General features: G+C 39.7%; 17 protein-coding genes and 2 riboswitches. Of the genes, 2 read left to right on the forward strand and 15 right to left on the reverse strand.

Annotated elements, in window-relative coordinates:
* Positions 1 to 50: 50 nt before the first annotated feature.
* Together R2R28_RS26415 and R2R28_RS26420 are read right to left on the reverse strand one after the other, a co-directional pair.
* The gene (locus R2R28_RS26415; protein ID WP_316828656.1) at positions 51 to 923 is read right to left on the reverse strand and encodes a helix-turn-helix transcriptional regulator; all 873 of its coding nucleotides are present in this window, start codon (positions 921 to 923) and stop codon (positions 51 to 53) included.
* A 54-nt stretch (positions 924 to 977) separates the two neighbouring features.
* On the reverse strand, positions 978 to 1,436 hold the full coding sequence (locus R2R28_RS26420; protein WP_316828657.1) for a DUF983 domain-containing protein: 459 nt from the start codon (positions 1,434 to 1,436) through the stop codon (positions 978 to 980).
* Between the two features lie 308 nt (positions 1,437 to 1,744).
* On the opposite strand from R2R28_RS26420, the gene R2R28_RS26425 reads away from it, so the two are divergent.
* Complete coding sequence (locus R2R28_RS26425) at positions 1,745 to 2,566, forward strand: glycoside hydrolase family 16 protein (protein ID WP_316828658.1); 822 nt, start codon at positions 1,745 to 1,747, stop codon at positions 2,564 to 2,566.
* Positions 2,567 to 2,630: 64 nt separating this feature from the next.
* On the opposite strand, the gene R2R28_RS26430 is transcribed toward R2R28_RS26425, so the two are convergent.
* The 9 genes from R2R28_RS26430 to metE all read right to left on the reverse strand — a co-directional run bounded on the left by R2R28_RS26430 (position 2,631) and on the right by metE (position 14,199).
* Complete coding sequence (locus R2R28_RS26430; protein ID WP_316828659.1) at positions 2,631 to 3,737, reverse strand: DUF5074 domain-containing protein; 1,107 nt, start codon at positions 3,735 to 3,737, stop codon at positions 2,631 to 2,633.
* Positions 3,738 to 3,743: 6 nt separating this feature from the next.
* Positions 3,744 to 4,679 (reverse strand): PKD domain-containing protein, encoded by a 936-nt coding sequence (locus tag R2R28_RS26435; protein ID WP_316828660.1) that lies wholly within the window; start codon positions 4,677 to 4,679, stop codon positions 3,744 to 3,746.
* A 166-nt stretch (positions 4,680 to 4,845) separates the two neighbouring features.
* Complete coding sequence (locus R2R28_RS26440; protein WP_316828661.1) at positions 4,846 to 5,979, reverse strand: PKD domain-containing protein; 1,134 nt, start codon at positions 5,977 to 5,979, stop codon at positions 4,846 to 4,848.
* Positions 5,980 to 6,309: 330 nt separating this feature from the next.
* Positions 6,310 to 7,428 (reverse strand): DUF5074 domain-containing protein, encoded by a 1,119-nt coding sequence (locus R2R28_RS26445; RefSeq protein ID WP_316828662.1) that lies wholly within the window; start codon positions 7,426 to 7,428, stop codon positions 6,310 to 6,312.
* Positions 7,429 to 7,446: 18 nt separating this feature from the next.
* The gene (locus tag R2R28_RS26450) at positions 7,447 to 8,586 is read right to left on the reverse strand and encodes a YncE family protein (protein WP_316828663.1); all 1,140 of its coding nucleotides are present in this window, start codon (positions 8,584 to 8,586) and stop codon (positions 7,447 to 7,449) included.
* Positions 8,583 to 10,640, reverse strand: a complete 2,058-nt coding sequence (locus tag R2R28_RS26455) for a TonB-dependent receptor plug domain-containing protein (protein WP_316828664.1) — start codon at positions 10,638 to 10,640, stop codon at positions 8,583 to 8,585. The genes R2R28_RS26450 and R2R28_RS26455 overlap by 4 nt, the downstream gene beginning before the upstream one ends.
* 93 nt (positions 10,641 to 10,733) lie before the next feature.
* A riboswitch (cobalamin riboswitch) is annotated at positions 10,734 to 10,931 on the reverse strand.
* A gap of 180 nt (positions 10,932 to 11,111) precedes the next feature.
* Positions 11,112 to 11,339 carry a hypothetical protein gene (locus tag R2R28_RS26460; RefSeq protein ID WP_316828665.1) on the reverse strand — a complete coding sequence of 76 codons (228 nt, stop codon included), beginning with the start codon at positions 11,337 to 11,339 and terminating at the stop codon, positions 11,112 to 11,114.
* Between the two features lie 60 nt (positions 11,340 to 11,399).
* Complete coding sequence (locus tag R2R28_RS26465; protein ID WP_316828666.1) at positions 11,400 to 11,822, reverse strand: 6-pyruvoyl trahydropterin synthase family protein; 423 nt, start codon at positions 11,820 to 11,822, stop codon at positions 11,400 to 11,402.
* A gap of 70 nt (positions 11,823 to 11,892) precedes the next feature.
* Positions 11,893 to 14,199 (reverse strand): 5-methyltetrahydropteroyltriglutamate--homocysteine S-methyltransferase, encoded by a 2,307-nt coding sequence (gene metE / locus R2R28_RS26470; RefSeq protein ID WP_316828667.1) that lies wholly within the window; start codon positions 14,197 to 14,199, stop codon positions 11,893 to 11,895.
* Between the two features lie 169 nt (positions 14,200 to 14,368).
* A riboswitch (cobalamin riboswitch) is annotated at positions 14,369 to 14,550 on the reverse strand.
* 173 nt (positions 14,551 to 14,723) lie between these two features.
* Between metE and R2R28_RS26475 the strand changes: the two genes are divergently transcribed.
* Positions 14,724 to 15,185: an Lrp/AsnC family transcriptional regulator gene (locus R2R28_RS26475; protein WP_316828668.1), complete on the forward strand. Its 462-nt coding sequence runs from the start codon at positions 14,724 to 14,726 to the stop codon at positions 15,183 to 15,185.
* 84 nt (positions 15,186 to 15,269) lie between these two features.
* On the opposite strand, the gene R2R28_RS26480 is transcribed toward R2R28_RS26475, so the two are convergent.
* From R2R28_RS26480 to R2R28_RS26495, 4 genes are all read right to left on the reverse strand, one after another.
* Positions 15,270 to 15,704, reverse strand: coding sequence for a VOC family protein (locus R2R28_RS26480; protein WP_316828669.1), 435 nt, complete (start codon positions 15,702 to 15,704; stop codon positions 15,270 to 15,272).
* A 454-nt stretch (positions 15,705 to 16,158) separates the two neighbouring features.
* Entirely contained in the window at positions 16,159 to 17,583 is a 1,425-nt protein-coding gene (locus R2R28_RS26485; protein ID WP_316828670.1) for a RagB/SusD family nutrient uptake outer membrane protein, read from the reverse strand.
* Between the two features lie 21 nt (positions 17,584 to 17,604).
* The gene (locus tag R2R28_RS26490; RefSeq protein ID WP_316828671.1) at positions 17,605 to 20,613 is read right to left on the reverse strand and encodes a SusC/RagA family TonB-linked outer membrane protein; all 3,009 of its coding nucleotides are present in this window, start codon (positions 20,611 to 20,613) and stop codon (positions 17,605 to 17,607) included.
* A 340-nt stretch (positions 20,614 to 20,953) separates the two neighbouring features.
* Positions 20,954 to 22,174 (reverse strand): basic secretory protein-like protein, encoded by a 1,221-nt coding sequence (locus R2R28_RS26495; RefSeq protein ID WP_316828672.1) that lies wholly within the window; start codon positions 22,172 to 22,174, stop codon positions 20,954 to 20,956.
* Between the last annotated feature and the right edge of the window lie 297 nt (positions 22,175 to 22,471).

The raw sequence follows: 22,471 nt of genomic DNA on the forward strand, positions 1-22,471 counted from the left end.
AAAATACAAAAATCAAAGCATATATAAAAAAATTAGCTTTCAGTAGCTCATTAGGCCAAATGCTCCTTTTTGAACTGTTCGGGAGTTAAACCTGCATATTTTTTAAAGAACTTGGTGAAGTAAGAGTTATCATTAAAATTAAGTTCGTTCGCAATTTGCGAAATATTGACTTCTCCACTTACCAGAAGGCGTTTGGCTTCGAGTAAAATACGCTCCCTGATCACCTCTCCTGCCTGTGTACCAATCAGTTCTTTACAGATGGCGTTTAAATGGTTTGGGGTAATGTGCAACAGCTCTGCATAATCTTTAGGTAACCGTTTGAGCAGGTAATGTACTTCAACCAGGTTCTGAAAATTGCGTAATACCACCATATTATGCGTTTGAAACTGTGGAGACTGGGTTACGGGCGTGTGCTGCTCTACCAACATCAGTAACGATAGTAACAGCACTTTCTGAAAATCTGTATTTTTATTAAAAGGATCGTTTACCTGGGCATATAATTGTTTGCAAATCATTTCCACGGCACCTCTGATTTCGAAAGGCAGTTCTTTTACGTTGGCGTGATCGGTTCCGGTGAAAAAAGAAAAATTTTCCAGGTAATCCGGTTTAAGCAAAAAAGACTGAAAAAAATCTTTTTCGAAATTTACGATATAGCCATCAACACCTGCTTCAAATTCCCAGGTGTGCACTTGCCCGGGCGACATAAAATAAATTTGCCAGGGAACAACCTCATACGTATTAAAATCGATAGAATGACTACCGGTGCCTGAAGTAAAAATCACAAAATGATAAAACTTGTGGCGGTGCGGAAAAACAAGGTTCTGGTGTTTATCCAGATAGTTCTGCAAATGGTCGACCAAAATATCAGCCCTTTTGTTATCGGTTAATGTGCAGGAATCTAAAATGGGTATAAGGTCTTTCATTCGCAAATTTATTGCGAATTTACTCATTTAAAAAACCTGCTCAAACTTACCTGCCTATTTTGTCTTATTTTCTACAATACGCGATGGATCGTAATGTAATCCGGGAGAAAGCCAGTAAAGTAACACCATTCTCGAATACCTGTAATTAAAAGGCGAAAACAGCGCAACTCCGGCAAATATGGCCAGGACAAAATACCATAAATTTTCGTAAACAATATCTAAACCTAAGATATAAGCACCAACACTTATTGATATAATTTCTGCCACGTTCATGGCGTAACTCACAAACATTGCTACATAAAAATAGCCTGGCTCACGTTCAAATTTTAATGCACAAACACTGCATACTTCGTTCATTTTCTGGATTTTTAATCCGTAAACGGCTCCTGTAAAAACGGAACCCATTCTACATCTTGGGCATTTGGAATGGATAAAGCCACTCCACTGCGATACAGCAGGTTTTTCCTGGCTTAATTTCAAATCTGAAAATCGACTATTGGTGCTATTTTCCATAAAAAAAATTCGTTTATCAAAGGTAAAAACAAACAAAGAAATCTAATTGTGTGAATCAACTTATTAATGGTACTATTTACTTTATCCATTTTGATTGTACCAAGATTTGCTTTTGTAATTTTAATTACATATATTGTAGTATTAATACTAATAAATTAAAATACTAATAAGTAAACATTAAGATACAATACTAATATTATAGCACGATAGCATTTTTTAGCGTAATTAAAAACGATTTCCCTGTTTAATCATCCCAATCAGATCCATTTTAACCAAATACTTTATCCCTAATTAATCATTAACCAATTATGAGAAAACTACCTAAGCATTTAAAAAAAATGGCAGGTGCTATGCTGCTGTTTATCGTGCTGGCTTCGTCATGCAAAAAAAGCGAAAAACACGAATCCACTATCCCAACAGATGAAACTGCAACCCCAAGAGCACTCACACTGGTGTGGCAGGATGAATTTAACAACAGCAGTCTGAGTACCACCAAATGGAATTACGAAACAGGAAACCTGGGTGTAAACAATGAAAAACAGTATTATCAATCCAGCAATGTGAGTGTTAGCGGCGGCAACCTGATTATTACCGCGAAAAAACAATCTGTAGGCGGTCAACCCTATACCTCAGGCAGGATTAATACCAACGGAAAATTTTCCATCAAATATGGCCGTATCGAAGCCCGGATGAAACTACCCATGGTGCAAGGCATGTGGCCGGCTTTCTGGATGCTGGGCAGTAATATTGGAACCGTAGGCTGGCCAAAATGTGGTGAAATAGACATTATGGAGCATGTGAATACGAGTAATTCGGTTTTAGGCACCATCCACTGGGACAATAACGGTTATGTATATTATAGCAATAATACCACAACAAATCCGGGAGATTACCATATATATGCGGTAGAATGGGATTCGAGTGGAATCCGGTGGTTTGTAGATAACAATTTATATGCAACAGCCAATACCACCAATAACATCAATGGAACGAATGAATTTCACAATCCGTTTTTCATCATCTTTAACCTGGCCGTTGGCGGGAATTTGGCCGGCCAAACAGTTAACGATGCCGCATTGCCTGCGAGTATGAGCGTAGATTATGTGAGGGTTTATAATATTACACCTTAAAACCACGCTAAGCAAAAAAGCATTTAAAAACCCCTTTAAGAAAACTTAAAGGGGTTTTTAAATCCTAATGAAATACCGCCAGATCGTTAAAAAAGATCTTGGTAAAGTCAGTTGTAATACCGTCACCGCCATATTTAATGCTTTTTACCAAAGCACCGGTAGAGGCATTATAAATTAACAGGTAATTTACGGTTGAAGCCGCTCCATAACCCCGGATTCCGTTAACCACAATATAATCCTTATTCTTATCATACCGGATAGACCCGTAAACCATAAAAGGACTTTCAGTGATGGTGATGAAAGGCTGACTTAAAGATGCAGCATTACCATCAATATATTTATAAATTGCTGTGCCCGAGTGGTAAAAAACGGCATTCTCTTTTGTAGATGCTGTAATCCTTGTAGGTGCATCAAGACCAAAAGAACCAACGGCTACTGGTAAAGCCACACCTGCCGTATCCAGGTTATTATCGATAGCAATAAGCCTTGAACCTGTTGAGGCCCAAACCTTGCCATTTGGCGTTTGTGCAAAACCACGGTTAATATTGGAGAAACTTTTAACAAGAGAATAATTGCTTGAAGAGACGATTTTTGCGCCATTGCTCTGCAGCAAATAAACATAACCGTCTTTCTTCCACATATCTCCCGTATTTAAAGCGCCAACACTCGTCAATTTATTTTGTACGGCTAAGGTATTCAGATCGATCTGATAAACACCATCATTTGCACTTACCAATCCCCTGCTTCCATCAACCTGTATAATACTTCTCCAGTTGCTGGCTTCCTGTACATACCTTGCCTCTTCTTTTAAGGTATATTCGTTGATTTTAACAATTGGGCCATTTACCTTACACATCAAATAAATGCTCCCATTAATGATTGAGGCAAACTGCAACGTACTTGTTTTGGCTGCATTTGATAATATTTTTCCTGGATTTTCTTTTTCATAAGCCCTGACCGAAAGGGTATCTGCACCGTAATGGTAAAAACTAACCGCACCTGAGTTTTGTGCATAAGACCCCTCACCGATCACGAAGAATCCGTTAGCATACTTGCCTGCTACAGGCTCAACCTGAGGTTCTTCTGCAACATTGTCTTTTTTGCACGAGTATAGCCCTGTTGCAAGCAGTAATACAGCAAATAGTATTTTTTTAGAGTTGAATTGTTTCATATTGTATTATTTATTTTTTAAAAGTTTAAGGTCTACTGCACCACCAAATTCGGTTGAGATCTCTCCCAGATAACGGGAACGTTCGTTATTATTATCCGGACTAAAGGGGTTTCCATTGCTATTCTGTCCGGTATATACCTTTACAAAATCAATAGAAGACAGGTTTATTTTCTTACCGTTAACATCTACAGCCCAATCAATATCGAAAGTATTGTATCCCCTACCCAGCGATTCCTGTAAAGCAATATATTCGCTTGATCCATTGTCTGAATAGCCAAAGGCAAAGGGTTTATTGGTGATGATGTCTCCAGGTGTAAGGGTATTTTTAAGCAGGGTTCCGGTAAAAGAAATTTCGTTTGCAGTGGCCCACGAAGGGAAATAATCCTGCGTATGAAATTGATTTCTGAGTACAAGTCCTTCTTTACCCTGATTATCTGTCCAGCGCACATCGTCAGTTAATTTTGAAGGCCTGTAATAAGTAATCTTATAATTTTTAATGGTTGTTGAGGCATTGTATTCGCTTCCGGCAAGTTCATACCAAACATCATCAGGCAAACCGTTTTTGTTTACATCCTGCATTACCGATACAATGCCCGGTTCTGAGAATTCCATGTCCACACCAATCAGCGGGTTGCCGTAAATACCCAGGTCTGCACCAGTGGCATTGGTAACGCTGTGATCGAAGCCGAATACAATGTAACCACCGTAGCCGCCAAGTGAAACCAAGCCGTTGCCCGCGGTCCCGATCAGGATATCTGTTTTAACAAGATCGTTGGTAAACTGACCGGGTGCTTGCTTGAATTCGTAAATTTTGTTTAGGTAAGGAGATGCGCCAGCCACTGGTTTATCGCCCTCTCCTTCTTTTTCGACTGCACTTTCCTTTTTACAGGAAAAAAGTACCGCTGATAAAATGCTTAAGGTTATGATAGATTTTGTTTTCATATTTTTAAAGTCGGGGTCAGATGTCCGAAGATCGGGGTTATAGTTGTCAGGCATATTCACATACAACCAGATGCTTAAATCCTTTACTCTTCAACTATTTTGTTTAACAATAAGATTATTGAATTAAGAAAGAGCGTTAATCCAGTAGCCTTTTTTTTAAAAAAACCTATTGAATTCCCAAATCTGCCGCCCCTTTAACTTCGGTAGATATTTCTCCTAAAAGCGTATTTCCTTTTTCTCTTTGGCCGGTATACACTTTTACAAAATCGATGGTATTTAAAGCGATTTTCTTTCCGTTTTTATCAACTGCCCAGTCTAAATCAAAACTGTTGTATCTTTTTGTGGCATAATCGTCATCAATTGACCAGCTATCGGTATAACCCCATGGAAATGCACTATTAATGAAAATACTACCGTTTTTACCCCAGGTAGAGGGAAGCAAGGTGCCTTTTAGCGTTAATTTTTCCTGGTTAGGTGCAAATTCCGGATAATAATTGTGTTTGTGGAAATTGTTTACATCGTATGTTCCACTACCACCCTGGTTATCTGTCCAGCTTACATTAGCAAAACCTTTCGGGTTGGTGTAGGTAATTTCGTAGTTTTTGATCGTTAACGGGTTATTATATTCGCTGCCTGCAAGTTCATACCATTCGTCATCTGGCTTTCCGTTTCCATTCGCATCCTGACTCACCATTACAACTCCAGGTTCGGCCCATGGTGTTGTACCGCCAATAGGATTGCCATAAATGGCCAGATCGGCTCCGGTATTATTAACCACAGAGTGGTCGAAGCCGAAAACTACATATCCACCAAAACCACCCAGGGTAACCATGGAAGTTTTGCTTACATCGCCAATAATTTTTTGTGCACCTGCAAGGCTTCCTAAACTTTCATTAATAAACTGGCCGGGAGCTGGCAGGTATTCAAAAACTGTCGTAATAAATTTAGTACTGTTTGGTGTAATTTCTACCACAGGAACGGGCACTGTTACGGTGTATTTATGCGAAAAAGATCCAACGTTGTTGCTGGCGGTATACTCAATCACATAGGTACCAGCCGTTGCTGGTGTAAAATCGAAATTATAGGTGGTACTGATTATTTTGCCATCGAGTTTCCATTGGTGGTTAAACCCTTTGCCATTATTTGTTCCCGCAGCAAAAGCAATTTTCGTATTTACTTTCGATGTCATGGTCTCTCCTTTTATAAAAAGGTTTACATCAGGAGCAGTTTCATTGTCTTTTTTGCAACTATAGATTAATGTGGCGATTCCGAGCATTAAGATCAGGTAAGTTTTTTTCATGAGTAATTATTTTATTATTATTTGGATATTTTTAATGTAAATGAGGGTATCATCATATAAATTGTCAATGCTGAGAGATAATTATTTCATAAAAATCAATATGAATGACTTATGGAATTGATTATTTTTTTGCCCAAATGCTCATCCTTTCCTCGGCTACCGATGGAAAATCGGTACAGGTCCGCCGCCGCAGATGAGCTCTTTCTTTTTGCTGTCAAAAAGACCAGGTAAGCTAGCTTGAACACAGTTGAAAAAATAAAAGCAAGTGAAAAAACAAAAAACACCGGCTGAAAATTTTTCTTTCGAAGCCAGCCATAATACAGACCCGTTTTATTCGTATTTGTAATTGAATACGGCGTGCTGAGGGAGGCCAGCTGTTTTAAAGCTGAATTTCACCTTTCCATCCGTTCCAACACAATAAGCAAAACCCTGATTACTGTTATAGCCGTTGGCATCGGCAACCATCACCTCTTTACTGAAAGGATTTGCCGTTAATCCGTAAATGGTATTAATGAGCTGACCGTCGGTGATCAGGCTTCCTCCAAGCGCTCCTGAAGTGGTATTGAGGGCCTTGATATCGGGATTGGTATACACATCTTTAGCTACAAAAGCAGAAGAACCATTGATGATTATGGTACCAAGATCATAATTGTACGAAGCAATTTTCGTATCACTAACACTACTGATTCTATCGAGTGAAGGCTCGTTGTTAGTAATGTAATCATTCCACGTAATCACAAATAAATCTCCATTATCAGCAGTTTGTATCCTTACAGGATTATTGTTGACCGTGATATCCTTTGTTTTGGTAAAGGTGGCCAGATCGATCACAGATACTTTATTTTTTGCACCTTTAGGGTAAAGAGGATGAGAAGAATTACATACATATAATTTTCCGTTGGCTACGGCCAATTGCTCAAGCCCTTCCGAAAGCATAACCTCTCCATCAATGGCCATTGTTGCCGTATCAATACGATTCACTTTACCATCATAACGTGATACGTAAGCTTTATCCTTGTAAAATGCGACAAACCTTGGCATATAACCATCAGTTGATGAATTAAATGCAATCCTTTTTAAGGATTTGCAGGTTTTGATATCGATAATATCTAAAAAAGATTGTTTTGTTCCCTGAAGGCCAGATACCACACAATACATCTTACTGCCGTATTGTTCAAGGTCGTTTGCAGTTTCTCCAAGCGGTTCTTTATTAACCTGTAGATAGTAATCTGCAACAGTAGTTTTTGTCGCCATATCATAGTACGAGATTGCACTATTTTTGCCGCCCATTAATCCTTCGCAAAGCATATAAACGCCTTTGGTGCCGGCGATTACAGGAACTTTTATTATAGGATCTTCTGTTTTGTCCTTTTTACAGGCTGCCATCAGTCCCAATCCAAGCGCAAGTACAACGAGCGCTTTTTTGTTAATTAGTAAAGGTATTTTCATTATATGATGGTTTTATAGTTAGTATACAAATGCAAAATGGGCCGGAATATCGCCGGTAACAATCGACCACTTCTTTTTCCCCGAAGAATCAAAACAGTAAAGTGTTCCGGGCGTTACATAATCTTTAGCATCGGTTACATACACATCTTTGGTATAAGGGTCAACAATGATCCCGTATGGAATCTTAATTTGTGCGTCGGTTCCGTCGGTGATAAACTTTTTACTCATCAGCGTTTCGTCTTTTACATTAATCGTTGAATAAGTAATGGTATTTTTTTGCCGGATGTAACTCCATTCGGTTGCATAGATATAAGCCGTATCGTCATCGATCCAGATATTGCTCGCCGCGATATCAAATGTTTTTTTCACCTGGTCGGTTTTGGTATCAATCACAAATAGCTTAGAAGGAATATTGTAGTAATCGCCACGTGAAGTCACGTACAAATCCCCATAACGATCAGCCTTAAGCCGGTCAAGGTTAATGGCCACATCAATCCTTTTGATTTCGGTAAAGGAATTCAAATCAATGACAGAAACTGTTCTTTCATAATTGGGCGGACTATATCCTCCAGAATTTGCGATATAGAGTTTTTCACCAACAATGGCCATTTCTTCGGGCTGACGGCCGACATCCACTTTACGGGTAATTTGTAAGGTAGTGGTATCAATTTCCGATATATTGCCATTCGGTGCCTTAGGGTCGCCTACCTTTCCCAAATAAGCACTTACGTAAACTTTTCCGTTGTGAAAGGTTATGTAACGGCAATTGGTAATATCAATCTGTTTGATCTTTTTCGAGGTCTTTACATCCAGGATTTCCAGTTTATTGGAAATATTTACGACAACGTAGAGCTTAGAACCATAAACGCCTATATCGTTTCCTACATCACCCAATCCCTTAACTACCTCAGGGTTGGCCTGACCATAAATATTACGCCTGTATATTCCTGTACGCAGGTCAACATAATCAAGCGAGGCCTTATTCATATTCATATTGCCCTCATTGAGCAGGTATAATCCTTTTACGATACTACCTGGATTTGGCGGGAATGCCGTTTCAGTCTGTTCTGGCGTAACGGCAGGATCTTTGCGGCACGCTACAAATACAAACAGCGCCATCAGCACAAGCAACAGCTTCATTTTAAGTTGGTTTCTCATATCGTATAATTTAATTTAAACCGGTAAAATCTTGGCGGTAAGGGGAAATTCGCAATGATATCACGGTTATGGTTTAATACATTATTAATCTCTGTGGTGATCTTGGCAGTCTTCCCAAACAGGCTGAATTTATAACCAACGCCCAAATCGTGTGTATACCATGGATCCATGCGGTTGTAAACAGCACTTTGGGCGGTACTGATCTGGTTGTAACGTTCGCCTACATAGATATAACTGTAATTCAGCTCCAGCCTTTTCCAATCCGCAGCCAGCGTAAAAGAACCCGAATGAAGCGGGATATAGGGAATATTGTAAGGATAAATATTTCCTTCAGTAACATCCCTCGATTGCTGAAAGGTATAACTCAGGGAGGCATTCAGCGAAAGTTTATCTGATATCGTCCAGGCCGATTGTATATTTGCCTCTAGCCCTTTTACCCTCACTTTTCCGATGTTGAACATTGTCCAGCGGTAGAGGTTAGAACTGGGTATGGCAACGATTTTATCCTTAACCGTATTATAATAAGCATCAACCTGAAAGGATAATGAAGTTAACAAAATGTGTTCTGGCTGTAAGGTGTATGTTGCCCCTACATCGTACTGATTGGTAAATTCTGGCCTGAGTAAGGTATTGCCGATAAAAGTGTAATAAAGGTCGTTAAAGGTGGGCAGCCTGAATATGTTTTTATAAAAGGTCCTGAACATCAGCCCCTCGCTCCAACCCGGCCGGAAAGTTGCGACAACCGTTGGGCTAAGTTCCTGTTTATTACCCGCACTGGTGTATTCTTTTACCTTATCGAATACAAATGTACCAAGCAGCGAAGCCTGTAAACTGAAGCTTTTAAGTTTGATTTCAGAAGCCAGCGCAGTGAGCACGGTATGTCTTGTAGGATAAGGAAAGCGATATAGATTCGCATTAAGCTTATTCCATTGATAATCGGCTGAAAGTGCAACCTCCCACACCGGCAGGATGCGGAACCGGTTGGCTACAGAAAAATAAACCTCATCCTGATGGTAACGGTTATCCAAAAAGCCATCATCTTTCACAAAATCAGGATCAAGGTAGCGCAGATAATCCCTGGCATATTTTGCATTAAACATCAGCACATAGCGGTTTTGCTCCGGGGTTTGAAAATTACCCTGTATAAAGAGGTTACGGTCCCATTGGCGCTGTGTAAAATCGTACCTGTTGGCTACAATTGCACCGGGAAGCCCCCTTTCTGAATAGTATCCATAACCTTTAACATACCAGCTGGAGCTATCGGCCAGCACACCATTTAGCCCTCCCTCTAACCTGTAGGCATCCAGGTCGGCATTTGTCCGCACAAAGGTACTATCATTCTTTCCGTTGCCCCTGTCGTAAAACTTATACCTTCCATTGGCATTCACCCATTCGCCACTTAAAGACGCGGCTGTTTTAGCTGTTATTTTCTGTTCGAAGGCGAAGGAAGGGTTGGCAAGACCAAAAGAGCCTGTTTTAAACCCGGTTTTAAGATTAAAGGGTTTTCCCGCTTCAAAAACCTGTTTTTTAGTGCGTAGGTAAATTGTACTTGCAGCAGAAAAAGATTTTGCAGGTTGAAAAATGGTGCTTTTCTGGCTATTATAAAGCGCAATTTCCTCCATATTATCTAAAGAGAACCTACCCAAATCTACCTGTCCGTTTTGCGCATTGCCCATCTGCACGCCATCATAGAAAACCGTGGTATGGTTGGTGCCCATGCTCCGCACGTTAATGGTTTTCAATCCTCCAATGCCACCATAATCTTTTAATTGTACCCCACTGAAATACCGGAGGGCATCGGCCACCGAAAAACTATTGAGCCTCTGTAATGCTTCTCCGCCAATAATCTGTGCCGGAGTAGAAGAGGTATTTCTAACGGAAGCCTTATTGGCCCTCACCTTTACTTCTTTAAGGGTATGTACTTTTGAAGAATCGCGAACCTGGGCATTGGCAGAATTTGCAGCAAAGACCAATACAAGCAGAAACGCCCGTAACGATATACCAGAGGCACCACGCCAGGCATTTCTCCCTTTGTCGCCAAATACTAATCCCATACCTGTCCCAAATAAGGTTCCACAGTAGATTAAAATCAAAATCGTAAATTGAAAAATATATACCCCATTCCAGCCCTATTACCCGAAAGCTCTTGGAATGATCATGCATATGGTAGGTCTTCTGACTTATCTCCCGGAGTTTCCCGCCTTCCCGTCCCGAATTACCGGGGCAGTGGCAAATGAATAGAAATCCGTTAAAGGAGCTTACAGCTGCGGGACAGTTCCGGACTTTCACCGGATTCCCTTTTAATCCCGTTCGTTACTACGGGAACCAAAAAGCGATGCAAAGGTACGTATATTTATACCACAATAAAAATGAAATAATCGCCATCCTACCCGGCAGATAATGAGGTAATTAGAGATTAACCAATTAAATCATTTCACCTTCAAAAAAAAATGTTAATCGTCCAAATGCTCATATAATGGCTCAGGGTCAGGAATATTGAACATCAGTCAGCCATAAGCCCTTATTTAACGTGGCAAACAGCAGGGGCAGCAAAACCCCGAATCGTCATCATCTTCATCATCAGACAGGGAAAAATCTGCTGAGGAATCCGCCATTGTTTGAACTGTCTGATGATCCGGTGAATCATTTAAGAACAAACTTTCAATCGCATTTGGCAATGCTTCTCTGGCATCTTTCCCTCCAGGATTGATGTGATTAAAAACTGATTGTATGCTGATTAAATTGTTCATCATCTGAAAAAAAAATTAAAATTATGCTGACTAGGGTAATTAAAAATTCTATTCTTCCGCGGCTTATACTTCTCCAAAATATTCCGCAGAATTATTTTCTGTTTCATATAGTTTTACACTGTGGAGAAATACGCCAACATGCTCTTCGATGGGCAACTTCAATTGATTAAATATTTCTACACACAGCACTTCTGTAGTTGCCATTTTGCCCTTCATAAAGCCCACATCCAGGTTTAGGTTCCGGTGATCCAGCTTTTCGATAACCTGTTCGAGTATAATGACCTTTAGTTCTTTCAAATCCATAAGGTATCCCATCTCATCATTGATTTTGCCTTTAACGGTAACCAAAAGCGTATAATTGTGTCCGTGCCAGTTGGGGTTGGCACATTTTCCAAAAACGTTAAAATTCTCCTCAGCGGTCCATTCTTCGCGGTACATTCTGTGTGCAGCGTTAAAGCGCTCTTTTCGCGTAAGGTATACGGGCATTGTTTAATATTTTTTTTGAATGTTATTATGAAAAACACTGCAGGCATTTTAGCCCGCAGTGTTTTATCTATTAAACCAGGCTTTCTACACTAATTTGCTCGCGTGCCTGTTTGGCCGCGGCAACCAGGTTAATTAGCGCGGCTTTCGTTTCTGGCCATTTTCGCGTTTTCAGTCCGCAATCAGGATTTACCCAAAGGTTGCGTGCCGGAAGGAGATTTGCTGCTTTTGCCAGTAAAGAGGTCATTTCTTCGGTACCTGGCACCCTTGGCGAGTGAATGTCATATACCCCAGGACCGATTTCGTTCGGATATTCAAAATTCGCAAATGCTTCCAGCAATTCCATTTGTGAACGTGAGGTTTCAATGGTGATTACATCGGCATCCATGGCTGCGATATGTTCAATGATGTTGTTGAACTCGCTGTAACACATGTGTGTGTGGATCTGGGTTTTATCCTGTACTCCGCTAGCAGTAATCCTGAAAGCATTAACGGCCCAATCCAGGTAGTGAGGATGTTTGGCTTTTCTTAAAGGTAATCCTTCCCGAATGGCCGCCTCATCAATCTGTACAATAGCAATCCCCGCTTTTTCCAATGCAAGCACTTCATCGCGGATTGCAAAGGCAATCTGGTTGGTGGTAATATCACGTCCCTGATCATCACGTACAAACGACCATTGTAAAATCGTTACCGGACCAGTGAGCATACCTTTCATCGGTTTATCAGTTTGGGCAGCAGCAAAAGTGCTCCAACGTACCGTCATGTCTTTAGGACGACTTACGTCACCATAAATTATAGGAGGCTTTACGCAACGGCTTCCATAACTCTGTACCCAGCCGTTTTTGGTAAACAAGAAACCATCCAGCTGTTCTCCAAAATATTCAACCATATCATTGCGTTCAAATTCACCGTGTACCAGTACATCCAAGCCAATTTCTTCCTGCCAGCGGATCGCATCTATCGTAGCTTCTTCAATGGCCTGCTCATATTGCCCAAGTGTTAAATCGCCTTTTTTAAATTTCGCACGCAACTGGCGGATATCATCCGTTTGAGGAAAAGAACCAATGGTAGTGGTAGGGAATGCAGGGAAATTGAAGCGTTCCTGGTGAAGTTTCTGCCTTATCGGGAAAGCGCTGTTACGTGTCGAATCAGCTTCTGTAATGCCGGCAACACGGTCTTTTACAGCTTGCTTATGCACCTTTTGCGAGGTACGCCTGCTTTCAATAGCTATTTTATTGGTTTCCTGTAAAGTGGTATTGCCATCGGCAATCTGTCGGATTTCATTTACTTCGGTTAATTTCTGTTTGGCAAATGCCATCCAGTTTTTAATCTCAGGATCAATTGCCGTTTCCAGGTCAAGATCGATCGGACTGTGCAGCAATGAACACGAAGGGGCAATAATCACTCTGTCTTCTCCGATTTTTTCTACCGTTTTAGCAATCAGTGCCAATGATTTTTCATAATTGTTTTTCCAAACGTTACGTCCATCTACCACACCCAGAGAAAGTTTCAGGGTATCAGGGATAAGTGCCAAAACTTCATCTAACTGCTCGGGTGCACGCACCAGGTCGATATGCAATGCATGTACAGGAAGGTTTACCGCCAGCTGCGTATTATCAAGCAAAGCATCAAAATAAGTTGCCACGAGGATTTTAACACCGCTAACACGGTTGGCAATGGCACGGTAAGCATATTCAAAAGCTTCTTTTTCTTTTTTGGAAAGATCAAGAACTAAACACGGTTCATCTAATTGTACCCATTCTGCGCCCTGTTGTTTCAATCTGTTGATGATTTCGATGTATACCGGAACCAGTTTTTTGATCAGATCGATGCGTTCGAAACCTGCTTCTTTTTCCTTACCAAGCAAAAGATAACTTACTGGCCCCACCAAAACCGGTTTTGCTTTTAACCCAAGTTGTTTTTGGGCATTATTAAACTCAGCAAATACATTTTCATAAAAAATCTTGAATTCCTGGTCAGCAGTGAATTCCGGTACGATATAGTGATAGTTGGTATCCAGCCACTTCGTCATTTCCATTGCGGTAATATCCAGACCGTCTTGCTGGTAGCCACGGGCCATCGCAAAATACAGGTCGATTTCATTGTTGGATTTGATCTTCGACAGTACAGGCGAGTAACGTTTCGGAACCACGCCTAACAATAAGCTGGTGTCTAACACCTGATCATAATAACTAAAATCATTACATGGAATCAGATCGATGCCAGCATCAACCTGTGTTTGCCAGTTCTGTTCTTTAATGGTACGGGCAACCTGATTAAGTTCAGCAAGGTCAATTTTTCCTGCCCAATACTGTTCGCAGGCTTTTTTCAATTGTCTTTGGCTTCCGATCCGAGGGTAGCCGAGATTTTGGGTTAACATATTTTTCAACTTTTTAAATGGTTAATAATCATTGTAAAATTGCTTTATGGTTTTCGGGGATATTTCCTTGAAAAAGGACTGAGGGGAGAAAAATACAGGCACAGAATGGCCTAAAAGTATGTTACCTTTAATATATGTATCAATCTGACTTCAGGCTTTTTTCGCGAAAGCATCGTCATGCGGAATAGGCAGGTATCCTGGCTTGTAACAGTTTTTATCGTCCTTCCCGCTGGGCAGTGGACATCCCTGGATAAAAACCTTGTTGTTACTTACAGTTGCGCGACAGCCCGTGATTTACACACGGTTCCCTATTAATTTACGTTAAGTATAACCTTTTCCAATGGTTTGAAATATAAAGAACTTTTGCTTCTACAATCAGTTTTAAATTCTTAACAAAGTTAATTAACCGGATTATAAAACCACGTAAACGAAAATAATAAGGAATATTACCTAATATTACCAAATAATACAGTTTAAAATCCTTTTAAATACATAGATTTACAGCTTTACAAGGATATTATTCTATGGAGGCACTCGACGAGACCGATTTATTGCTTTTGAAAATCCTGGCAAACAACTCCAGTTTTACTACAAAAGAACTTGCAGCACAGGTTAATTTATCACCTTCACCTGTTTTTGAACGGGTAAAAAGGCTGGAGAATAATGGCTATATCAAAAAATATATTGCCGTTCTGGATGCCGAAAAGTTCCATAAGGGTTTTATTGTTTTCTGCAATATCAAACTCAAACAGCATGACAGAAAAATAGGACATCAGTTTGTTGAAGATATCCTGAGCATTGATGAAGTGGTGGAATGTTATAACGTTTCGGGCGAATATGATTTCATTTTAAAGGTTTATGCAAAGGATATGAAACACTACCAGGATTTTGTTTTCAATAAACTTGGTTCGGTAGAGAGCATCGGGAGTACGCATAGTACCTTTGTGATGGCCGAAATTAAAAATTCGAACAACATCAGCATCTAGCCCGCAGCACATGAAAAAAGAATGAAGACCGCTTGGTTTTACAGCTGTGCAAGCGCCTGCCCTAACGAAAAAACATGGCTAATTTTAGCCGTTATAATGCTCATCAAACTCCACAACCCATTCAATGCCATATTTATCCCTAAACATTCCGGCATAGGTACCCCATGGACTGTCGCCAATAGGCCCTTCCACTGCTCCACCTGCTGATAATCCGCTAAATATTTTATCTGCTTCTTCGCGGCTTTCGGCATTTACATATATTTTTGAGCGGTTTTCACTTTCGCTTACCCGTCCCAAAAATCCGGGCACATCGTTGGCCATTAACAAATTATTTTTACCAAGCGGCAAGCTGATGTACATTATTTTATTTGCCTCATCTTCGTCTACCTTAAATTCAGAACTAGATAAATCTTTAAAACGGGTGATTTTTGTAAACTCGCCGCCAAAAACTGATTTGTAAAAATTGAATGCTTCTTCGGCATTACCATTAAAGTTGATCCAGGGATTAATTGCTCTCATAATTTTTATGTTTACTTTATTTTGTTTCTAAGCGGAAGCATAATGTTCATCAATATCATATGTAAACCCATTTTTTAAAGTCACATTTTATCAATAAAAATAATCATTGAAAGTTAAATTTTATAAAAAAGTAGTTCCTTAATTAAAAATGACAACGAAACGGAGCGATCTCTCCAGAAAGATTTCCCGGCTAACAAACGGCTGTCATTATAAACGCAATGAAGAATCTTTTATGCTCCGGTGCTTTACAGGCCAGGGATTCTTTGTTACACTCACCATGACAATTAACTCTGCTTATACTGATATATCTTAAAAGTTTTTGGTCATACAACCTTACCTGTTTTATTGTTTTAGCATGATCTTTAAACATAAAAAGGAGCAGAAAGACAATGCTTTCTACTCCTTTTTAACCTTTGTTCAGCCCCCTGAGTATTATTTCAGGAAACCTTTTATATTAATACCCCGGATTATTTGGTTTAATATTCGGATTGGCATCCGCTTCCCTTTGTGGAATAGGATAAAGTTGTTTGTTATCCGTAATTGCGATATTTGAACTACTGTTATTATTTAACGCACCTGTAATTTGAGGACGTACAGTAACGATGCCGTTCCTAAAGTTATCCTGCCATTGGTGGCCTTCAAAAGCAAATTCCAGGTTTTTCTCGGTTAAAACATCTGTAAGATTTGGTGTACCAGCATAAGCAGGTAATCCCCTCATGGTACGTACCGAAGAAAGATCGTCAGCTGGAGCAGCACCCGTAGCTGTATTTAATTTAACATTGGCTTCTGCGCGGATAAAATACATTTCGGATAAACGTAAAATCTTAGGACTATACAATCCCGGAATATTATCCTGTCTGTAAAATTTAGTGGTGATGTAATCATCAGTGGTTGCATCGGTTTTAATCACCTGTGTTTTACGCACGTCAGCATCTGCATAACTATCCACAAAGGCTGGATTTACCCGAATATCTCCATAACCACCAAGTTCACTTACATATAACTGACCATAGTTGTCAGAACCCAAATCCTGGAACTGGGAAATTTTTGCTGTAAAAATTTCTTCGTTCTGCCCGGGGTTAGCCCAGAATATAGTGCCTGCGTAACTTGATGCTGTAGTTATCGTGTAACCAGCGTTAATTACTCTCGTTGCCTCTGTAATAGCCAAAGCATTACTTGCTGCATCACCTTTGTAAAGGTAAACCCGGGCAAGTAAAGCTGAAGCAGCAAAAGTTGATGCCCTGAATTTATTTACAATATCAGGTGGTAAATCTGTTTTTGCTTCGGTGAGGTCCTTAATTACCTGAGCATACACCTCTGCCACTGTATTTCGTTTCGGCTGGGTTATACCAGGGGTAAGTATAATGGGCACACTTAAAGAGGCGCCACTATTTACCGTGTAAGGCTGACCAAAAATACGCGTTAAATCGAAATAGGCTAATGCCCTTACAAATTTTGCCTCAGCAATAAGCTGCTTTTTATCAGCAGCCGTACCATCAGTTACAATGCTGGATCTGGTGATCACATTGTTTGCTCTTGCAATTGCTTTATAAATGGTATTCCAGATATCTGCAACGTCTGCATTGGCAACTGTAAAATTGTATTGATACGGAGCTGTTAAACGATTTGAATTAGATGAGGCAATAAACATATTCGAACCTCTTAATTCGAGCATGGTCGGATAATTCCTTCCATACCAGTTTAAATTTACTACGGCGTTATAACAGCCTATGGTTGCAGCCTGTAAAGTCTGAAAATCGGTAATGGCCGTTTCATCAAGTAATGCACCGTCTGGTTGTTGGTTAAGCTCTTTCTTGCAAGAGCTCATGAAGGCACTTCCAATAAACAGGGAAAGTGCTATGATATATATTTTTTTCATGATATTCTTAGTTAAAGTGCCTTAAAATGTTGCGTTTAAACCAAATGTGTAAATTTTTCCTACCGGATATTTAAAAAATTCGTTTCCTAATGCGTCTGTCTCAGGATCTACACCGGTATAACCCGTCCAGGTTACCAGGTTTTCTCCCTGTCCGAAAAATGTTATTTTTTTAATACCGGTTTTTCCAAGGATCGTCGATGGTAATGAATAGGCAAGCCTAACATTTTTTAAGCGTAAATAATCTCCTTTTTCTAAAAATCTTGATGAAGGAGAAGACTCATTTTTATTTCCTCCGGCAATAGGTTTTGGTCTTGAAACAACATCTCCAGGTTTTTGCCAGAAATCTTCGCCCGCTTCTACAGAATGGTTAAAACCACTGTTGATATAAGCTGTATTTTCTACAAAACTACGAGTCTGGTTAAAAATCTTGTTTCCGGTAGCTCCATAAAACAAGAACGAAAGTTCCAGGTCTTTATAGGTAACAATGTTGGTTAAACCGAAAGTATATTTAGGTAAAGCCTGGCCAATAATCCTGCGTTCAGCAAGGTTGTAGTTATTGGTGGTAGATCCATCAGCCTTATACCAAAGCGGATCGCCATTGGCCGGATCAACACCTGCCCATTCTCTCACGTACCATGAACCAACTGGAAAACCAACCCTGGTAATATTCTGCCCTGTTACAAGATCCTGACCGTTGTTGGTTTCATTTACCCTGTTTTTGCTAAAAGAAACGTTAAAATTAGTTTTCCAGTTTACTGTTCCTTCAAGGTTAACCGTGTTCAGCGCAAGTTCGAAACCCCTGTTCTGCACCTGGCCAATATTTACCGGCATGGTAATAAATCCGCTGGTTGAAGATATCGGTAGAGAGAATAACTGTTGATTTGTTTTTTTACTATAATAATCAGCTTCTAATGAAATGCGATTGTTTAAAAAACCAAGTTCTAAACCTAAATCAAAACTATTTGTTTTTTCCCAGCGCAAATCATCATTACCCAATTGAAAAGGCGCTAAACCCGGGTTATCGTTGTAATTTACTGGAGTCCACAAAGTATAAGAAACGAAATCAAGCAAACCAGTTAAATTACCTGATGTACCATAACTCGCACGCAGTTTTGCATTTGATAAAATCTTCTGCTCTTTCATAAAGTCCTCATTAATGATTCTCCAGGCACCACCCACAGCATAAAAAGTTTCAGACTTATTGTTTTTAAAATTTGAAGCCTCATCACGACGCAAACTCACATTCAGGTTATATTTAGATTGGTAAGAATAGGTTGCATTACCAATGTAAGACAAAATTGCCTGCGTTGAAGAACTACCACCAACACTTACAGGCAATATTGCAGCATTCAGCGACCGGAAACGATCGTTTGCAATAATTGACTTTCCATTTGCGCTGATTCCCGCATTTTCTTTAAACGAATACTCGAGCATGGCAAGGTATGTTAAAGAGTGATCGGAGCTTGGTGCATAACTTCCCGATAAAGAGGTTTGCGTAGTATATAACTTGTTATCAATAGCTGAATCAAATAATGACCCGTTCTGACCAAAACCATCAGAGGTACGCGCATCCTGATACAACTTTTGCTTTGCATTGATCCAGTCTACCGATAGGTTTTCAGATAATTTTAACCAGTCAAAGATCTTTAAATCGCCATATAAGCGGCCTAATGTCCTGAAGTTTTTATTGCTGTTAAAATTATACTGTGTATTGTATAAAAAGTTGTCTCCGGTTAATCCAAACCAGCCTGATTCTCTACCGGTATATAAGCTACCATCCGGTTTATAAGGCGATTGAATCGGCGCTGTGGCAATATAGCCTAAAATAGGGCTTCCATAACGGCTTCCATCTGCTGAAGTCAATCCATCAGAATAAGAAAGGTTTAAGTTTAAACCCATCGTAAAACGGCTGTTTATTTTCTGTTCGATGTTTGATAAAAGGGAATATTTTTTTAGTCCGGAACCGATAAGCGTACCGTCTAATTTGCCCATGCCGCTTGAGAAATAGTATTTTGTACCTTCGTTTCCACCGCGGACAGAAATATCAAAATTTGAGGATGTACCTGTTCTGAAAGCCGCATCCATCCAGTTAAAATCGGAGTTTCCACCGGCAGCCGTTAGGTTTCCCGGTATTTGAGCATCTGTAACTCCTGCATTATTCAAACCTACTTTTTCATAGGCTAAAAACTGACTGGCGTCCATTAGCTTAAAATTACCAAAATTGGCTTTGGTTTTTCCATACTGCGCTCTTACATTAAATTCAGGTGCGCCAATTTTCCCTTTTTTGGTCGTGATTACAATTACACCATTAGCTCCCCTTGCACCGTATAGTGCAATGGCAGATGCATCCTTTAAAACGTCAAAACTCTCAATATCATTAGGGTTTAGATTGGAAAGGATATCCGTTGGAGTTACCTGATTACTGGCCTCTAAATCCCTGTTGGTATCGGTATTAAAATCACCCCTTGCCACAACAACACCATCAATAACATATAAAGGATTATTTCCTGATGAAATGGAGTTAATACCACGGATACGTACAGCTTGTACTGCTCCCGGCTGGCCTGAGCCTGAGGTTACCACTACACCGGTAACGCGCCCCTTTAAAAGCTCGTTAGGATCGGCAACTGGTGTATCCTTAAACTGTTCAGCTGATACTTTAGAAATTGCACTTGTTGCATCTTTTTTATTCTGTACGGTGTAACCGGTAACTACAACATCGCTCAACGACTTGGAATCTGGCACCAGTACAATATTAACCGGACCAGAGCCAGAAATCGGCCTGCTTTGGGTAGTATACCCGATAAAAGAGAATTCTAATGTTGAAGACGAAGAAGGAACACTGATCGAAAATTTCCCATTTGAATCGGTGCTTACACCGATCTGGGTTCCTTTTACTTTTACGTTAACTCCAGGGATAGGCGATTTGTCATCCTGCGAAGTAACTGTGCCTGTGATTGTCCTTTCCTGTGCCATTACCGAAATGGTAAAAAACAAGAGTATGAACAAACTTTGTAAGCGTTTTTTCATAGATTTTAAAGATTAGTAGATAAATTATTATTATATGGTGTAAATATAATGTCAACCAATCTCTCTTATAACTAATTTTAAAGTTTTATGACAAAACCATGTCTTTGTAATGACATTTAATCTGATGGCACAATGATACAAAACAGATGCAAAACCTTGAATTATGTGTATGATAAAACGATTTTTTTTTTTAGATTTTACAAAAACTCATTACATGAGCAACTGAATTATTAATGATTTTAATGCTAAAATGATTTTTGGGGGATAAAGTCTCGATTATATGCAAAAACCTCAGTTTTGCTGAGGTTTTTGCATGTGTTATAATGAGAATATACTGTTTTTACAAGGCAGAATTAGCCGTATAGGCTTGCCACAATTGATCTACAGTTTTGCCATTTGCATTTGTCGACCAGAAAGTGTTCACATCATAGGTACCATCCCTCATTGCTTTATCCAGCTTAATGATGATGCCCTGATAACCATGGTTTTCCAGCCAGGCAAAAAAACGTGCCGTAACGCGGTAAGCATCTGTATAGTTCTGATTTGAACTATAAGCAGGTAATGACCAGTTGGCACCTGGGTTGTCGTACCCGAAAATGTACCTTACATAATCTGCAATTCCTTCCGTAATCCATCCGGTATTGGGCAGGTTAAACTTATACGACTGTACAACGTGCATCATCTCATGGGTTACCACATCAATATCCTTAGGATTACTTATGAAGTATCTCGGATCGTAACGGATAACAGACCCACCATAGGTTGCAGCAACGCCTTCATATTCAGCATCGATCACAAAAACCTGTGTTTTAGGTGCATTCGTATTAAAAGTATTGGCCATTCGCTGGTAGTTAGTTTTAAACACCGTGATGAAACCCGCTTTTGTTGCCGCGCTAAAAGTACCGGTCTTATCTGTAAAAATTAAAGTATTTGAACCTTCAACCACAGTTTCCAGGGTATTGTTCGGCGCTAGTGCCTGCTGGTTCTGTGGCACATTAAATAATTTTATTTCGGCTAACTGAAAAATGGGATTGGTTTGACCAAATAAGACTTTAACATTAATACGGTAAAATTTATAGGTATTATTGTTAACAAAATTATAAGTTTTGCTTTGTTTACGTTTAGAGAACATTTCATACTCCCGGTGGTCTAACTCTGTCCAATTGGTGCCATTTGTAGAAGCTGTAACGGTCCAGTTTGATGGATCTCTTTCGCTGGCATCATCTGCAGAAGTGAGTGTGTAGGCTGCAATCTGGGTATTAGAGGGAAACTCAAACTGCATATAAAAACTGGATTGGTGGCTGAATATCAAAAATTTAGTATCGATATTGTTATCAATAACTTTTGATGAGCCCTCGGCAGCATCCTTCCCGCCTGTATTCTCGGTACTCACGGTAAACTGGGCCTGAGTGGTTACCTCTGTTCTTACAGCTGCATTTGTAGGCACAACCGTAGGTTCGGGCGTTGCTGTGTCTGTTTGCGCCTTTTTGCAGTTTGATAAAAAGACAACAGTGCCTAAAAGAACACTGGCAAATAGTGTGGTTCTGTTTGATAATTTCATAAGATAAATTGGTTAGCAGTATAAGTTTTTCTATAGCTCAATAATACTAAAAGGTTTTAGTAAATCAAATAGAGAATAATGAAAAAAACAATAAGCTTCTGTTACGAAAAATTAATGTATAATTTGTTTTAATATGATGTAATTTATATAAGCAATAAATAGTATAGGAACATGATGTTAATAATTCTACAGCTATTTTGACTTTACTAAAACGAGGGGCAAATTACTTCAAAGGGAGATTGATAAACCTGCCGGTGTTGGCGCTATTGCAGGCTGACAAAAAAACGCCCCTTTTAG

This window comes from Pedobacter miscanthi (genome assembly GCF_032678605.1).
GTDB classification, from domain to species: Bacteria; Bacteroidota; Bacteroidia; order Sphingobacteriales; family Sphingobacteriaceae; genus Pedobacter; species Pedobacter miscanthi_A.

Coding starts and splice junctions, on each gene's coding strand:
- R2R28_RS26435 (WP_316828660.1), bottom strand. CDS start 4,679: ATGAAAACAAAATCTATCATAACCTTAAGCATTTTATCAGCGGTACTT.
- R2R28_RS26475 (WP_316828668.1), top strand. CDS start 14,724: ATGGAGGCACTCGACGAGACCGATTTATTGCTTTTGAAAATCCTGGCA.
- R2R28_RS26485 (WP_316828670.1), bottom strand. CDS start 17,583: ATGAAAAAAATATATATCATAGCACTTTCCCTGTTTATTGGAAGTGCC.
- R2R28_RS26465 (WP_316828666.1), bottom strand. CDS start 11,822: ATGCCCGTATACCTTACGCGAAAAGAGCGCTTTAACGCTGCACACAGA.
- R2R28_RS26480 (WP_316828669.1), bottom strand. CDS start 15,704: ATGAGAGCAATTAATCCCTGGATCAACTTTAATGGTAATGCCGAAGAA.
- R2R28_RS26415 (WP_316828656.1), bottom strand. CDS start 923: ATGAAAGACCTTATACCCATTTTAGATTCCTGCACATTAACCGATAAC.
- metE (WP_316828667.1), bottom strand. CDS start 14,199: ATGTTAACCCAAAATCTCGGCTACCCTCGGATCGGAAGCCAAAGACAA.
- R2R28_RS26450 (WP_316828663.1), bottom strand. CDS start 8,586: ATGAGAAACCAACTTAAAATGAAGCTGTTGCTTGTGCTGATGGCGCTG.
- R2R28_RS26420 (WP_316828657.1), bottom strand. CDS start 1,436: ATGGAAAATAGCACCAATAGTCGATTTTCAGATTTGAAATTAAGCCAG.
- R2R28_RS26460 (WP_316828665.1), bottom strand. CDS start 11,339: ATGATGAACAATTTAATCAGCATACAATCAGTTTTTAATCACATCAAT.
- R2R28_RS26495 (WP_316828672.1), bottom strand. CDS start 22,174: ATGAAATTATCAAACAGAACCACACTATTTGCCAGTGTTCTTTTAGGC.
- R2R28_RS26455 (WP_316828664.1), bottom strand. CDS start 10,640: ATGGGATTAGTATTTGGCGACAAAGGGAGAAATGCCTGGCGTGGTGCC.
- R2R28_RS26490 (WP_316828671.1), bottom strand. CDS start 20,613: ATGAAAAAACGCTTACAAAGTTTGTTCATACTCTTGTTTTTTACCATT.
- R2R28_RS26425 (WP_316828658.1), top strand. CDS start 1,745: ATGAGAAAACTACCTAAGCATTTAAAAAAAATGGCAGGTGCTATGCTG.
- R2R28_RS26440 (WP_316828661.1), bottom strand. CDS start 5,979: ATGAAAAAAACTTACCTGATCTTAATGCTCGGAATCGCCACATTAATC.
- R2R28_RS26445 (WP_316828662.1), bottom strand. CDS start 7,428: ATGAAAATACCTTTACTAATTAACAAAAAAGCGCTCGTTGTACTTGCG.
- R2R28_RS26430 (WP_316828659.1), bottom strand. CDS start 3,737: ATGAAACAATTCAACTCTAAAAAAATACTATTTGCTGTATTACTGCTT.